The sequence below is a fragment of the Frankia sp. Allo2 genome (genome assembly GCF_000733325.1).
Taxonomy (GTDB): Bacteria; Actinomycetota; Actinomycetes; order Frankiales; family Frankiaceae; genus Frankia; species Frankia casuarinae.
In genome coordinates, this window is sequence record NZ_JPHT01000003.1 from 87,840 (window position 1) to 103,008 (window position 15,169).

At 73.6% G+C, this 15,169-nt stretch carries 12 protein-coding genes; 7 read left to right on the forward strand and 5 right to left on the reverse strand.

Annotated elements, in window-relative coordinates; genetic code table 11:
• The first annotated feature begins 32 nt into the window (after positions 1 to 32).
• A complete protein-coding gene (locus tag ALLO2_RS03990) occupies positions 33 to 1,391 on the forward strand; it encodes a helix-turn-helix domain-containing protein (RefSeq protein ID WP_232234869.1) in 1,359 nt (452 codons plus the stop codon).
• Positions 1,392 to 1,419: 28 nt separating this feature from the next.
• Positions 1,420 to 2,211 carry an endonuclease/exonuclease/phosphatase family protein gene (locus tag ALLO2_RS03995; RefSeq protein ID WP_035729823.1) on the forward strand — a complete coding sequence of 264 codons (792 nt, stop codon included), beginning with the start codon at positions 1,420 to 1,422 and terminating at the stop codon, positions 2,209 to 2,211.
• Here ALLO2_RS03995 and ALLO2_RS04000 read toward each other — a convergent pair.
• A complete protein-coding gene (locus ALLO2_RS04000) occupies positions 2,169 to 5,561 on the reverse strand; it encodes an ATP-dependent DNA helicase (RefSeq protein ID WP_011438173.1) in 3,393 nt (1,130 codons plus the stop codon). The genes ALLO2_RS03995 and ALLO2_RS04000 overlap by 43 nt on opposite strands.
• Complete coding sequence (locus tag ALLO2_RS04005) at positions 5,558 to 8,878, reverse strand: ATP-dependent DNA helicase (protein ID WP_023841359.1); 3,321 nt, start codon at positions 8,876 to 8,878, stop codon at positions 5,558 to 5,560. Before ALLO2_RS04005 ends, ALLO2_RS04000 begins: the two co-directional genes overlap by 4 nt.
• A gap of 196 nt (positions 8,879 to 9,074) precedes the next feature.
• Between ALLO2_RS04005 and ALLO2_RS04010 the strand changes: the two genes are divergently transcribed.
• Complete coding sequence (locus ALLO2_RS04010) at positions 9,075 to 9,821, forward strand: SDR family NAD(P)-dependent oxidoreductase (protein WP_035729824.1); 747 nt, start codon at positions 9,075 to 9,077, stop codon at positions 9,819 to 9,821.
• 15 nt (positions 9,822 to 9,836) lie between these two features.
• Here ALLO2_RS04010 and ALLO2_RS04015 read toward each other — a convergent pair whose 3' ends face one another.
• A complete protein-coding gene (locus ALLO2_RS04015) occupies positions 9,837 to 10,223 on the reverse strand; it encodes an MGMT family protein (RefSeq protein WP_011438176.1) in 387 nt (128 codons plus the stop codon).
• 44 nt (positions 10,224 to 10,267) lie between these two features.
• Entirely contained in the window at positions 10,268 to 11,440 is a 1,173-nt protein-coding gene (gene moeZ, locus ALLO2_RS04020) for an adenylyltransferase/sulfurtransferase MoeZ (RefSeq protein ID WP_035729827.1), read from the reverse strand.
• 221 nt (positions 11,441 to 11,661) lie between these two features.
• Between moeZ and ALLO2_RS04025 the strand changes: the two genes are divergently transcribed.
• Positions 11,662 to 11,835 (forward strand): CsbD family protein, encoded by a 174-nt coding sequence (locus ALLO2_RS04025; protein ID WP_023841357.1) that lies wholly within the window; start codon positions 11,662 to 11,664, stop codon positions 11,833 to 11,835.
• 121 nt (positions 11,836 to 11,956) lie between these two features.
• On the opposite strand, the gene ALLO2_RS04030 is transcribed toward ALLO2_RS04025, so the two are convergent.
• A complete protein-coding gene (locus tag ALLO2_RS04030) occupies positions 11,957 to 13,147 on the reverse strand; it encodes a Ku protein (RefSeq protein WP_011438179.1) in 1,191 nt (396 codons plus the stop codon).
• Between the two features lie 419 nt (positions 13,148 to 13,566).
• Between ALLO2_RS04030 and ALLO2_RS04040 the strand changes: the two genes are divergently transcribed.
• The 3 genes from ALLO2_RS04040 to ALLO2_RS04050 all read left to right on the forward strand — a co-directional run bounded on the left by ALLO2_RS04040 (position 13,567) and on the right by ALLO2_RS04050 (position 15,118).
• Positions 13,567 to 13,770, forward strand: a complete 204-nt coding sequence (locus ALLO2_RS04040) for a hypothetical protein (protein WP_023841356.1) — start codon at positions 13,567 to 13,569, stop codon at positions 13,768 to 13,770.
• 206 nt (positions 13,771 to 13,976) lie between these two features.
• Positions 13,977 to 14,666, forward strand: coding sequence for a TetR/AcrR family transcriptional regulator (locus ALLO2_RS04045; RefSeq protein ID WP_023841355.1), 690 nt, complete (start codon positions 13,977 to 13,979; stop codon positions 14,664 to 14,666).
• Positions 14,667 to 14,890: 224 nt separating this feature from the next.
• Complete coding sequence (locus ALLO2_RS04050) at positions 14,891 to 15,118, forward strand: DUF3107 domain-containing protein (RefSeq protein ID WP_011438181.1); 228 nt, start codon at positions 14,891 to 14,893, stop codon at positions 15,116 to 15,118.
• The last annotated feature ends 51 nt before the right edge of the window (positions 15,119 to 15,169 follow it).

Sequence of the window (15,169 nt, forward strand, 5' to 3'; positions counted from 1 at the left end):
AGATTGCGACGGTCGGGCGGCAAACTGTCCTCATGGGACAGTTTCCAGCCGGGCTGAGCGAGATCCTCGCTGCCGAGTTCGACGCTCTGGGTGAAGAGATTATCGCCGCGATCGCCCGGGAGGTTCCCGCCTACGCGCGCCCGCNGGAGGGCAAGTTCGGCCATGGGGTGCGCCGCGGAGTCGACGAGGCGTTGTTCCGCTTCCTCAGCCTGGTCGAGGCCGGTCCCCACTGCACTGTCGACCTCGCCGCCAGCCGGGAGGTTTATGTCCGTCTCGGCCGCGGCGAGGTGTACGCGGGACGGTCGTTGGACAACCTGCTGAGCGCCTACCGGGTGGGCGCCCGCGTCTCCTGGCGGCGCCTCGGGGAGGCGGCGGCCCGCCGCGGCGGGCTGGACGGCCCGGCGCTGGTGTCCCTCGCCGAGATGATGTTCGCCTACATCGACGGCATCTCCGCGGCCTCCGCCGAGGGCTACGCCTCCGAGCAGTACACCGCGGCCGGTGAACTGGAGCGGCTGTGGGACCGGCTGGGCGAGATGCTGCTGTCCGGCGCGGCCGGCGGGGCGATCGCGCAGGTCGCCCGTTCCGGCAACGTGCGGCTGCCCGGCCGGCTGGCCGCCGTGCTCGTCCCCGCCCCGACCGGCTCCGCGGCTACCCACCCGGCTGACGGCGAAGCCGACCACGAGGCCGACCACGAGGCCGACCACGAGGCCGACCCCTGGGCAGGCTCGCTCCCCTCCCGGTTGCCCTCGGGCTGCCCCCGCGCCGTGCAGGGGGCAGACATCTGGGTGTTCGTCGGCTCAACCGAGCGGGCGGCCACCCGGGCGGCACTGGCGAAACAGCTCGCCGGGCTCGCCGCGGTGGTGGGACCGGCCGTGCCGTGGGGTCAGGCGGCGGCGAGCGCGGCGCGGGCGAGGTTCGCCTGCGATGCCCGCAGCGCCGGGCGGCTTCGCGGTATCGCCGCGGCCGACCCCCTGTTCACCGACGAACATCTCAGCGCCCTGCTGCTGGCCAGCGACCCCGGGCTCATCACCGACCTCGCGTCCCGCCGGCTCGCCCCCCTTGACGGGCTGCCCGACCGGACCAGGGAACGGCTGGCCGAGACCCTCCTGCACTGGCTGACCCTGCGGGGGCAGCGCGGGCTGATCGCCGAGCGGTTGCACATCCATCCGCAGACCGTCCGCTACCGGGTCAACCAGCTTCGCGAGCTGTTCGGACCATGTCTGGAGGACCCTGACACCCGCTTCGATCTCGAACTGGTGCTGCGCGCCGGGGGCGCCGAGGACGTGGCCACCGACCCGGTGAGCGCCGCGGTCCGCGAGGACACGGACGAGGGCCGGGGCCCGGGCTCCCGCCGTCCCGCGGCGGTGCGGGGTCGGCCACTCGGGCCGTGACGGACCCCGCATCCGATACGGTCCAGGCGTGCGGCTGGGCTCCTTCAACATCATGCACGGCCTGTCGCTCACGGATGGGACGGTCGAGCCCGCCCGCTTCGCCGCGGCCGTCTCCGCTCTCGGCGNGGACGTCCTCGGGCTCCAGGAGGTCGATCTCGACCAGCCACGATCGGGTGGGCTGGACCTCGCCGCGGAGGCGGCGGCGATGATCGGAGCCGGCGACGACGACTGGCGGTTCGTCCCCACCGTCTTCGGCACGCCCGGCGTGGGCTGGCGGCCGGCTGACGGGCAGCGCCGGGACGACGAGCCGGCGTACGGCATCGCTCTGATCAGCCGGCTGCCCGTCCGTGAGTGGCGAGTGATCGACCTCGGCCGGGCGCCGGTGCGGTCCCCGATCGCGATACCGGGGGGTCCGGACAGGCGGGGNCGNCTGATCATGCTCGACGACGAGCCGCGGGCCGCGATCGCCGCGCGGGNGGAGTCGGCCGGGGGCCCGCTGACGGTGGTCAACACCCATCTGTCGTTCGTGCCGGGGTGGAACGCCGTGCAGCTGCGCCGGCTGGCCCGCCGGCTCGCGGACGTCCCGGGGCCGCTGGTCCTGCTGGGCGATCTGAACCTGCCCGGCCGGCTACCGGCCGCGCTCACCCGCTGGCGCCGGTTGGCGGTGACGCCCACCTACCCCGCGCACTCCCCGCGGGTGCAGCTCGACCATGTGCTGGCCCGCGGGCCGGTAGGCAGGATCATCGCCGTGCAGGCCCGCCGCGTGCCCATCTCGGATCACCTGGCGCTGTCCGTCGACCTCGCCGACCCGCGGGCCTGACCCGCGGCGGGCCCGGTGCTCGGACTCGCGAGCAGGTCGGCGAGCTCCTCCTCGGACAACGTCGGGGGCCGGACAACGGCGCCGGTACGCACGTACAGGAAGGCGGCGTCGACCGCACTCGGGTCGACGCCCCGCAGGCGGGCCCAGGCCAGCCGGTAGATCCCGAGCTGAAGATCGTCGGCATCGGACCGGCCGGTCTTCCAATCGACCACCTCCCATCGACCGCCGCCGAGGTCGTAGACAGCGTCGATGCGACCGCGCACGATCCGCCCGGCGAGGCGGAGCTCGAAGGGTGCCTCGATCGCGAATGGCCGCCGGGCACCGTACGCGGTACGCAGAAACGCCTGCTGCAGCGAGCGCAGATCGTCGTCGGTGAGCTCCGCGTCGGCCGCGCCGGGCAGATCCTCGGTGTCGATCAGTGCACGGTAGTCGAAAATCTCCTCAACCCAGGCGTGGAACCGGGTGCCGCGACGGGCCGCGGCCACTGGACGGCGCGGCAGCGGCCGGACCAGCTCACGGGCGAACGCCTCCGGGTCCGCGCGCAGCCGGACGATCTGGGACGCGGTGAGGCTCGCCGGCAGGGCGACATCGGTCCGCGCGAGGCGTGCCGCGCGTTCCTCGGCGAGCAGCAGCCGGGCCTCCCGGTCGAGCTCGGCGAGCAGGACGCGCTCGGCCGCCGTCATCCCGGCCGGACCGTCGACGAACGGTTCCCCGGCCGGTTCCGCCGACGCCCCCGGTACGCTCAACGCGGCCAGCCGCGCCATGACCCCCTCGGCCGCGGCGAGGCGCCGGGCGTACGGCTCCGGCTCGTAGGGGATCGGCCAGGCGAACCGTTCCGGCGTCGCCAGCGCCGGGTTGGTACGCTCCGCCGGCTCCGGCGCCCAGACGTCGACCAGCCCACCGCCGGTGCGGGCGTGCTCGGCGAGCTCGTCGAGGAACACCGAGGCACCGCGTGGGGTCTTCTGGGTGGGCCCCCACCAGTGCCCGCTCGCGAACAGCAGCGACTTCGCCCGGGTGACCGCAACGTAGGCGAGCCGGCGTTCCTCCCGCTCGGCGTACTGACGGGCATCGGCCCGGAAGGCGTCCAGGGCGGCCTTCTCGGCGCAGACCGTGAACGCCGGCAGATCGTCGGCATCGCCGCGCAGCGGGATCGGCAGCACGCCCGGCGAGGTGGTCCACTGGTCGCGCACGGTCAGGTCAGGGAACACCTTGCTGGTCAGGTTCGGGACGGCGACGACCTCCCATTCCAGGCCCTTGGAGCGATGCATCGTCATCAGGGCGATCGCGTCGGCCCCGGACGGGCCGGCGACGTCGAGACCCCGCTCGTGCTCCCGCGCCGCCCGGAGGAATCCGAGGAACGCGGGCAGGGAGTTCGTGCCGTCGGGATCGGTGAAGCCCGCGGCCACATCCAGGAAGGCCGCGACGTTCTCCTGGCGCCGGGCCCGCACCGCCACCTCGGTCGCCGTGAGCTCCACGTCCAGCCCGATCGTCGCGACCACCCGGTGCAGCAGGTCGAGCAGGCCCTCGCCGACGTGCCCACGCAGCGCGGCGATCTCGGCGGCAAGCCGACGCACCCGGGCGCGCCCCGGCGCGGACATCTGCGGCCCGGGGTCGTCGAGGACGTCCGACAGGGCGACGACGTCGGCGGGGTCGACGTCGGCGACCGCCTCGGCAAGTGGATCGGACCGTCCCGGCAGGTCCGGATCGCCGACCGGGTCCGGGACCCGCGCCGCCTCACGCGCGTGGCGGCCGAGCGCGGCGAGATCCCGGGGGCCGAGCCGCACCCGCGGCCCCGTGAGCAGCCGGACGAGCGCGGCGTTCGCCGTCGGCGAGTCGAGCACCTCCAGCATGGCCACGATCTCGGCGACCTCCGGGACGATGAGCAGCCCGGTCAGCCCGACGACCTCGACGGGCAGCCCGGCCGCCTGCATCGCGGTAAACAGCGCGGGGATGTCGCCACGGGCCCGGACCAGCACGGCGATGTCGCCGGGAGCGGTGCCGGCGTCGACCACCCGGCGGAGCTGGCCGGCGATCCAGGCCACCTCGTCGGCCCAGCTGACGTGCAACGCGACCACCGCCTCGCCCTGGTCAGCCACGTCGGGTCGCGGGCGGAGCTCGACGACGCGGTGACGGGCCCGCAGCTGTGCGGCGACGGTGTTGGCGAGGCGGAGCAGCCGGCCGCCGCTGCGCTGGTTCACCGACAGTTCGTAGACGGCCGCGGGCGTGCCGTCGGCCCCGGGGAAGTGCGTGGGGAAGTGGTCGAGGTTCGCCACCGACGCCCCGCGCCAGCCGTAGATCGCCTGGCAGGGGTCGCCGACGGCGGTGACCGGATGCCCGCCGCCGAACAGGCCGGTGAGCATCCGCCGCTGGGCCACCGAGGTGTCCTGGTACTCGTCGAGCAGGACGACAGCGGCCCGCGCCCGCTCGGCCCGACCGACCTCCGGCATGGTCTCGGCGAGCCTCGCGGCACAGGTGACCTGGTCACCAAAGTCCAGGACGTCGCGTTCCCGCCGGGCCGCCCGGTACTCCGCCACCAGGGCGGCCAGCTCCCGGCGCCCCCGGGCGGCGGCCGCGCACCGGCGTAGCTCCCGGCGGACGCCCCGGGTGCCCCGCCGCTGCTCGGCACGCCGCAGCGCCGCGTCGATCTCGGCGAGCAGCGCGCCGTCGAACGCGACGAGGTCCGCCGGATCGACCAGGTGCTCGCTCATCTCGGCGTCCAGCGCGACGAGCTCGCCGACGAGCGCGCCCAGCGAACGTGTCAGCGCCTCCACCTTCCCGCCGTGGGAGCGGGCGACCCGGGCGGCGAGCTGGTAGCGGGCCGCGCCGGAGATCAGCTGGAGGTCCGGCTCCAGCCCCAGCCGCAGGGCGTTGTCGACGACCAGCCGCCCGGCGAAGGCATGGTAGGTGGCGACGGTCGGCTCCCCGTCCACCTCGCCGTCCGCGGCCGGTCCNCCCGGGCCCGCCCCAGCCGACGCCTTGCGCAACGCCAGCCGCACCCGGCCGGACAGCTCCGCCGCCGCCTTCGTCGTAAAGGTCAGTCCGAGCACCTGGTCGGGCCGCACCTGCCCGGTGGCGACGAGCCAGACCACCCGCGCGGCCATCACCGAGGTCTTGCCGGATCCCGCACCCGCGATGATGACCCCCGGTTCGAGCGGAGCGGTGGCCGCGGCGATCTGCTCGTCGGTATACGGGACCTCCAGCAGGTCGCGCAGGTCGTCCGGGTCGAGCCGGGGACCGGCGACGCCGCCCGCCGGGTCACCGTCGACGTCGCCGTCGAAACCGGGCAGGAACGGCTGGCGGGGAATCGTCACGTGGACGCCCGCGCCCGGCTGCTCCACCCGCGGGTTCACTCGACCACCTGACGTCCCTCGGGCCGCGCGGGGCAGCTCGTCTGGAAGGTGCACAGCGTGCAGTGGTCGCCGGGCGTCGGCCGGAACGCCTCGGCGTCGATGGTGCGCACCGCCGCGTCGAGCACCTCGTCCATCCAGGTCGCGCCGTGGGGAGGCAGCGCGCTCTGGGCCTGGACCTCCGGCGGGCCAGGCCGCTCCCCCGGCAGCCGCGGACCGGCCGCCGCAGCGCCGGCATCCCGCCGGAGCTGCACGAGCTCCGCCCCGCCGGGCACCGCCCGGGGCTGATCCGCCCCGGGCTGATCCGGCGCCGCGGCCGCGAGCACATCGTCGAGCGCGCCGGCCCGCACGGCGAGCTGATAGCTGCCCAACTGGGGGTGGGTGGCGAGCTCGGCGGGAGCGACCGCGGTCCGACCGGTCTTGAAGTCTATGACGTGGACCCGGCCGGCCTCGTCCAGTTCGAGCCGGTCGATGAATCCGCGCAGCTGGACGTCCCGCCCGGCGACCCGTAGGTCGCAGGAGAACCTGACCTCCGCGTCGATCACGCGCCGACCGCGCTCGGCGGCGTGCCAGTCCAGGAAGCGGGCGAGCGCCTCGCGGGCGGCCGCGCGCTCCTGATCGGAGCGCCAGCGGGCGTCGAAGTCCAACTGCCGCCACACCGTGTCCAGCCGGGCGTCGAGCGCGGCGAGGTCGGCCGGGGTCCGCCCGGTCGTGACCTCGTCCGCCAGGGCGTGCACCACCTTGCCGAATCCCTGCGCGGTCGAGGCCGGGGTGACCGCGTACGCCTCGTGCTCTAGGAACCACCGCAGGGAACAGGCGCCGATGCTCGACAGCGACGAGCCGGACAGCCGGATCGGCCCGGCCACCGGGACAACAGGAACATCCGACGTGGTGGGGTCGAGCAGCCCCCACCAGGTGTCCGGGTGCGCGGCCGGCACCAGGGGCCGGCCCGCCTGGTCCCGTGCGGCGGCGAGCGCGGCGAGGCGGGCCTGCGCGGCGGAGCGCATCACCGGGCTTGAGTCCGGTTCCGTCGCCAGCCGGCGCAGGGTCGCGACCAGGCCGACCAGGGTGAGCGGCCGGGCTGGGCGACCGGGCACGTGCTCCACCGCTACACCCAGTTCCTCAAGGAAGCGGCTCGGCAGGCTGCCGTCGTCCTCGGGGCTGTTCACCGCGGTGACGACCAGCCGGCGCCGCGCCCTGGTCAGGGCGACGTAGAACAGCCGACGTTCATCGGCGAGCAGGTCCTGGCGGGTCAGCGGCGGGCGCAACCCGCCCCGGGACGGCGCGTCGAGCTGCTCCGCACCGAGCAGCGAATGCCGCTCCCGCAGGTCGGGCCAGGTGCCGTCCTGCACTCCGCAGACGACGACGACCTCCCATTCGAGCCCCTTGGCGCGATGGGCGGTCAGCAGCCGCACCCCGCGGCGGCGCACGGACTCCCCGGCCGGCTTGAGGACGTCCCCGGCGATCTGCTGGCGGGTGAGCTCCGCGACCAGGGACGCGACGCCACCGCCCGGCCCACGCCGCTGGCCCAGCCGGGTGACGGCATCGAAGAGCGCCACGACGGCGTCGAGGTCACGGTCGGCCGCGCGCCCGGCGGCGCCCCCGGCCGCCGAGGCATGTCGCAGCCGCGCCGGCCACTCGCTCGCCGACCACAGCGCCCACAGCGCGTCCTGCGGGGCGCCCGAGGAGTCCCGCAACGCCTGACCGGCCGTCCGCAGCAGACCGCCGACCCGCCGGACCGGACCGGCCAGGTCGTCGGGGATCGTCGCCAGCCAGTGGTCGGGCTCGGCGACCGCCGCCCGCAACAGCTCCGCCGACGGCGCCGGATGCTCGGACCCCGCGTCGCGCTCGAAGGTGCGCAGAGCCCGGCCCAGCGCCCGCAGCCCGGCCGGGTCCGCTCCACCGAGCGGCGAGGTGAGCAGGGTGCGCGCCGCGTCGACGGTGAGCGCCCCGGCCGGATCCTCCGCGCAGCGCAGCGCCAGCAGGAGCAGGGCGGCGGCCGGCTCCTGGGCGACCGGCAGGTCGTCACCGTCGGCGCTGACCGGAACGCCGGCGGCGGCCAGCACGCGGCGCAACCGGCCGATCCGCTCGGCCGTGCGGACCAGGACCGCCATCGCGTCCCAGGCGACGCCGTTCTCCAGATGTTCGCGACGGAGCAGGTCGGCCACCGACTCGGCCTCCGCGCCGGTGCCCGGAAACGTGCGGGCCTGCACCTGGCCTGCCCCGGCGTCGGCGCGCCCGACGAGGTCGCGGTGTGCCCGGATCGCGGCCACCGGAAGCCCGGCGGCCGGGATCCGCCGGGCCACGTGCCGGCTCGCCGCCAGCGGGGCCGGGGCCATCCGCCGACAGCGCCGCAGCGCGACGATCGGCGCCGGCTCGCCGTCGAGGCGGGGGAACCGGGCCGGGAAGCCCAGCAGGCCGGCGACCTCGGCCCCCCGGAAGGCATAGATCGACTGGTCCGGGTCGCCCAGCACGACGAGGTTGCCACCACCACCGGCCACCGCCTCCAGCAGGCGTTCCTGAGCCGGATCGGTGTCCTGGTACTCGTCAACGAAGACGTGCCGGTAGCGCCCACGCAGCCAGGCGCCCCCCTCGGCACTCTCGGCGACGACCACGGCCCGGTGGACGAGATCGGTGTAGTCGACCGCCCCCTCGAATCCGAACACGTCGAGGTACATCTCGTAGAACTCGGCGAGGGCGGCCCAGTCCGGGCGGCCGGTACGCCGAGCGAGCTGCGCCAGCGCGACCGGTTCGAGCCCGACCTCGCGGGCCCGGGCCAGCAGCGCCCGCACCTCCTCGGTGAAACCGCGGGTGCGCAGGCAACCCACAAGCGGCTCGGGCCAGACCGGCCGGCCGTCCTCGCGGGAACCCTCGATGAGATCGCGCAGCCGACTGTCCTGCTCCGGGCCGGACAGCAGCCGGAGCCCGCCCGGCGGGGCCGGCCGCTCGTGCGCGCGCAGCAGCGCCAGGCACCAGGCGTGGAACGTCCACGCCCCGGGACCTCCGCCGGCCCCGCCCTCGGCACCGAGCCGTGCGGTGATCCGCTCCCGCAGCTCTCCGGCGGCTCGCCGGCTGAAGGTGAGGACCAGGATCGACCGCGGATCCGTCCCGGCTTCGATCCGCGCGGCGACCGCCTCGACGAGCGTGGCCGTCTTCCCGGTGCCGGGCCCGGCGAGCACCAGCAGCGGCCCGACGCCGTGCTCGACCACCGCGCGCTGCGCCGCATCCAGGACGAGCGGACGCGGCGGCGCGACCGGGGCGGCGATCAGCCGGTAGCCGGGGCGCGGGGCGGTGGGGGCGGGGGCAGGAAGGACGACCACGGGCAAAGCACATCACGTGGGTCCGACAACCCAGCCAACCCGCCGGCTCCGCGGCGGGTCGGCGTCCGTAGCGCGGCAGCGTCCGTAGCGCGGCAGCGATGGGACCGCGGTGTGGCGACGACCGGGACACTCGACGACCGGGACACTCGGGGGGCCTCTCACGCGTGCGCGTCAGGACGTGGCAGTGTCCTTAGTCATGACCGAGTGCAGCGACAAGGTCGCGCTCCTGACCGGAGCGGGATCCGGCATCGGTGCCGCCTGCGCCCGCCGACTGGCGAGGGCGGGCGCCCGGGTCGTCGCCACCGACCTCGACGCGCACACTGTCAAGGAGGTGGTGGCGACGATCGAGGACGGTGGCGGGGAGGCGCTCGCTCTGGAGGCGGACGTCACCGATCCCGATTCGCTCGAACGCGCCGTCCAGGTCACCGTCGGCACCTTCGGACGGCTGGACCTGGCGGTGAACAACGCGGGAGTGAGCGCGGGGCGCGAGCCGGTGGAGACCACCCCGGCGCAGGACTGGCAGCGGGTGCTGGACGTCAACCTCTCCGGCGTCTTCTACAGCATGCGGGCCGAGATCACGGCGATGCTGCGCGGCGACGGAGGCTCGATCGTCAACATGGCCTCGGTGCTCGGGGTGGTCGGGTTCGCCGGGTCGGCGCCCTACGTCGCCGCGAAGCACGGGGTCATCGGGCTGACCAAGACGGCCGCCCTGGACTACGCCACCCGCGGCATCCGAGTGAACGCGGTGGCGCCGGGCTTCGTGGACACCCCGCTGCTGCATGTCGACGGCCGGCCGCGGCGCGGAGCCGCGCTGTTCTCGCCGATCAACCGGCTGGGCACGGTCGACGAGGTGGCCGAGGTCGTCGTCTTCCTGCTGTCCGACCGGGCCTCCCTGGTCACGGGCAGCGTCTATCTGGCCGACGGCGGCATGGCCGCCCGCTGACCGGGCCCGCGGCGGTCAGGCCGGAGAACCGTCCCACCGGGCCGCGGCGAGATCGACCTGGTCGCCTCCGGGGCGCAGCGGCGTCCGGTCGGCGACGAGCCGGCGCAGGGCCTCGACCGGTGCGGCCGGGTTCGGTTCCCCGGTCGCCCGGATCACCCGGTGCCAGGGCACCTCGTCGCCGAATCGGGACAGCACGGCTCCAACCGTGCGCCCCGACCCGGCGCCGACGTACTCGGCCACGTCGCCATAGGTCATCACCCTGCCCGGCGGGATGCGCGCCACCGCATCCAGCACCTCAAGGGCGTGCGGACCCGGCGCGCCGCCGAGCGAGATCCGGGTACCGAGCCCGGCGGAGACGCTCGCCGGCGGCGCATCACGCCGGGCCCGCGGCCTGGGGCTCATCCAGGCTCCGTGGGACTCGTCCGGGCTCCGTGGCTCATCCGGGCTCAGTAGACCGGCAGCGACTTGTCGACCTGGATCGCCCACGCGGTCACGCCACCCTGGACGTGCACGGCAGAGGAGAAGCCGGCGCCCTTCAGCGTGGCGAGCGCGTCGGCCGAGCGCACCCCGGACTTGCAGTAGACGACCACCCGACGGTGCTGCGGCAGTTCGGAGAGATGCGCGGGCAGGTCCCCCTTGGGGATCAGGCGCGCGCCGGGGATCCGGACGATCTCCCACTCGGCCGGCTCACGGACGTCGACGAGCTCGATCGGCTCGCCGGCATCCAGCCAGCTCTTGAGCTCGCCCGCGGTGATCGTCGAGCCGGCGGCGGCCAACTGCGCCTCCTCCGAGACCGCCCCGCAGAACGCCTCGTAGTCGATCAGCTCGGTGATCGTCGGGTTCTTCCCGCACAACGGGCACTCCGGGTCCTTGCGGACCTTGATCGACCGATAGGTCATCTCCAGGGCGTCATACACCATCAGCCGACCGACCAGCGGATCACCGACCCCGGTCAGCACCTTGATGGCCTCGGTGGTCTGGATGGAGGCGATGGAGGCGCACAGCACACCCAGCACCCCGCCCTCGGCGCAGGAGGGGACCATGCCGGGAGGAGGCGGCTCCGGGTAGAGGCAGCGGTAGCACGGTCCGTGCTCGGCCCAGAAGACGCTGGCCTGACCGTCGAAGCGGTAGATCGAACCCCAGACGTAGGGCTTGCCGAGCAGCACCGCGGCGTCGTTGACCAGGTAACGGGTGGCGAAGTTGTCCGTGCCGTCGACGATGAGGTCGTACCCGCTGAAGATCTCCATGACGTTGGAGGCGTCCAGCCGGGTCTCGTGCAGGACGACGTTCACGTACGGGTTGATGTTGCGAACCGAGTCACGGGCCGACTCCGCCTTCGAGCGGCCGACGTCGGACTGGCCGTGGATGATCTGACGCTGCAGGTTCGACTCGTCAACGGTGTCGAACTCGACGATGCCTAGCGTCCCGACGCCGGCGGCGGCCAGGTACATCAGCGTCGGCGAGCCGAGGCCACCGGCACCGACCGCCAGCACCCTGGCGTTCTTCAGCCGCTTCTGGCCGTCCATGGCGACATCCGGAATGATCAGATGCCGAGAGTACCGGCGGATCTCGTCGACGGTCAGCCCCTCGGCGGGGNCGACCAGGGGNGGNAGGGNCACGCTTGCTCCTCGCGTTCGGTGTCGTCCTTCGACGATGCCACAGCGCGACGCGGCGTCGCCGGATTTGGGCCATCCGCCGGGAGGTCCCTCATCACGGGTACACGTCGGACATCGCGACGGCCGGCCCTCTGGTGCAGCGCACGGCGCCCCCGGAGTGTTCCCGCGGCTGCCACGGGTAGACCTCTTCCTACCCACCGCACATACAGTGAGGAGTGAGTGCAGTGTCCTTCACTGACAAGGTCAGGAACAAGATGCAGGAGCTCCGCGGGCGGACCAAGGAACAGGCCGGCAAGGCCACCGAGAACCGGGACCTGCAGGCGGAGGGCCGGGGAGAACGCGGCGTCGCCGACCTCAAGAACGCCGGGGAGAAGGCGAAGGAGGCCTTCCGTCACTGACCGCCCCTGTCGTTGACCGCCTTCCGTCACTGACCGCCCGGTATCCACCGGCCCCCGCCACCACCTGCCCCCGGCTCCCGCGCCGGGACCGCTCCTCAGGTCGGTCGTGGGGAACCGCTCCTCAGGCGGATCGCCGCGTCGGGGGCGTCTTCGAGGTCGGCGTCCTCGGGGCCGTCTTCGGGGCCGTCCTCGAGGAGGTGGCCTTGGCCGCGGAGGTCTTGGCCGCGGAGGCCTTGGCCGCGGAGGTCTTCGCGGGCGGCGTCTTCGTGGCGGCGTTCGTCTTCGCGGTGCTCCTCGTCGAGGACGGCGTCTTCCGGGCGGTCGACCGCGTACCCGGGGCCGACGAGGCACCCTTGACCGAGGAGGTACGGCCGCCCCGCCGTCCGTCGGACGCCTTGTCGTCGGACGCCTTGTCGTCGGACGCCTTGTCGTCGGGCCCCTCGTCGGTGACCCCGGCCGCCGCGGGCCCCGCGTCACCATCTGCCACAGCCGCACCACCTGCCACAGCCGCACCACCTGCCACAGCCGCTTCGCCGGGCCGTCCAGCGCGGGCGGCGGCTATGCTCGCGCGCAGCGCCGCCATGAGGTCGCCGACCGCCTCGCTGGCCGGCCCGCCCGGCGAAGCCACAACCTCGCGGCCGGCGACCTTCGCATCGATCACGGCCTGCAGGGCCTCACGGTAGTTGTCGGTGTACCTGGTGGGGTCGAAGTCGGCTGCCAGGGTGTGGATGAGCGAGGCAGCCACCGACAGCTCCTGCGGGCGTACCGCGACGTCCTCCTCAAGGAACGGAAAGTCCGGTTGCCGCACCTCGTCCGGCCAGACCATGGTCTCCAGGACGAAGACGCCGCCGCGCACCCGGAGCGTCGCGAGCTGCTCGCGTTGCCGCAGGGCTATCTTCACCAACGCGACACGGCCCGATGCGGCCAGCGCGTCGCGAAGGAGAACGTAGGGTTTGGCGCCGGTGCGGTCGGGCTCGACGTAGTAGCTCTTCGCGAAGTAGATCGGGTCGACCTGCTCCAACGGGACGAACTCCAGCACGTCGATCGCCCGGGAGGTGGACAGCGGGAGATTCGCGAAGTCCTCGTCGGTGAGTACGACGGTCTCCCCATCCGGCAGCTCGTAGCCCTTGGCAATGTCGGCGTAGTTGACCTCGTCCCCGTCGGCCTCCGCCACTCTCCGGTATCGGATACGGGACCCATCCGACCGTCTAACCTGGTGAAACGCGACATCCCGTTCCTGGGTCGCCGAGTAGAGCCTCACCGGGATGGACACCAGGCCGAAGGAGATCACGCCCTTCCAGGTCGCACGCATGTTCGCCCCTCACGTCACGTACCCCTATGGTGTCCCACCGGAAGCCCACGAGTAAGCCAGACAGGCGAAAAGCTTGAACCTATCAACAGGTGAAGATCTCCAGGACGCCAGCCGCCCTGGAGACACACCGGAGAACGCCGACGACCGGCGGGGGATATATGTGCAGGAGGGCGGAACGTACCCAGAACGGGAAGCCTGGTGCGAGCGGGACACGGAGCCGGGAACGGCGCGGGAGCGGGGGGTGGGATGAGTGACGGACGCCACCGCCACGTCCGTGACGAGGCCGGCCCGGCCGATGGCGCGTGAGGGCCACCCGTTCCGGGCACATCGCGATCCGGACCCCGGACAGGTTCGGATCGTCCATTTCCGGCGCCCGCCCCAGCGGGTCGCCATAACGATGAGCGCAGGAGGACGTCCCCATGGGAGCACCCACCGACCTTCCGGCATCCGATCTTCCGATCGAGGCGCCCGACGCCGACGCCGTCGAGCAGGCCCGGGAGATACGTCCGGCCGGCCCGGCGCCGCGCTGGCTACCTTCGGCGCCACCCGTCGAGGCCGACGAGTACGACGTCGTCGAGCAGAGCATCGTGGTCGAGACCGACGAGGACGACGACTACCGCTGACCCGACCACCAGCGACCCGACTACCAACGACCCGACCACCAGCGACCCGACCACCAACGACCCGACCACCAGCGACCCAGCGCCACCCCNCGCGAGCGACGAGCAGGCCGGCTGGTTTCGTTTCGACGAACGCCGGCCGGTCGGACCCCGCGGGTACTGTTGACCGCATCAACCAGGAGGTGCGCCATCAGCCAGGAGGTGCGCCGGTGACCGCCGAGCCAGCCCCGCCCGACGCACGACCGGGCAGGGCTCCCCGGCTCCCCCGCACCGCGCGCCGCTTCCAGCTTCTGGGAGCCGCCCGCGAGGTCTTCGTCGCCCAGGGCTACCACGCAGCGGCGATGGACGAGATCGCCGAGCGGGCCGGCGTCAGCAAACCGGTGCTGTACCAGCACTTCCCCGGCAAGCTCGAGCTCTATCTCGCGCTGCTCGACGAGCACGCCACCCAGCTGGTGACGAGCGTCCAGGACGCGCTCGCCTCCACCTCGGACAACCACGCGCGCATCGCCCGGTCCATCCGAGCGTACTTCGACTTCGTCAACGACCCCTCTGGGGCACACCAGCTCGTGCTGGAGTCGGACCTGCGCAACGAGCCCGCGGTCCGCCAGCGCATCGAGACCGCCTTCGCCCAGTGCGTGCGGGCCATCGCCGCGACGATCGTCGCCGACACCGGGCTGCCCCAGGACGAGGCCGACCTGCTCGCGGTCGGGCTGGTTGGGCTGGCCGAGACGGCGTCGCGCTGGTGGCTGGTCCGCGGTGCCACCGTGGAAAAGGAACGGGCCATCGAGTCGATGGTGGAGCTGGCCTGGCGCGGCATCGGCGGCTACCCCCGCCAGGAGCACCGGGATGCCGCGCGCACGAACACGGAGCCGCACGAGGAGGTCCCCCCCGCCGGCTGACGTCGTCCGGCACATCGGGTGTAACGGGCGCGCCGGGCATATCGGGTGTAACGGGTGTAACGGGCGCATCGGGCAAGCGTTTGCCGGGTGAGCGGATGTGCCCGGAGCGAACACGCCACCCCTGCCGCGGTGGAGAAGTCCCGGAAGCCATAGTGTGGGCGGTGATCCAAGATCGGCGGCGCTCGTCCGCCGACGGTAGGTCCGACGAAGGCGGAGGTCATCGGGTGGAGGTCAAGATCGGCGTCCGGCAGGTCAGTCGGGAGCTGGTGCTGGAGAGCAGCCAGTCCCCGGAGGCTGTCGCCGCGCTGGTGAATGAGGCGGTCAAGGCCGACAACGGGGTGCTGACCCTCGTCGACGACAAGGGCCGGCAGGTGATAATGCCGATCGCGTCGCTGGCCTATGTGGAGATCGCCGCGACCACGACTCGACGGGTGGGCTTCGGCGCCGTCTAGGTCCCGGCCGACCACCGGCAGCGGTCCGCCGGCCGGCCCGCCGGGGAGCCG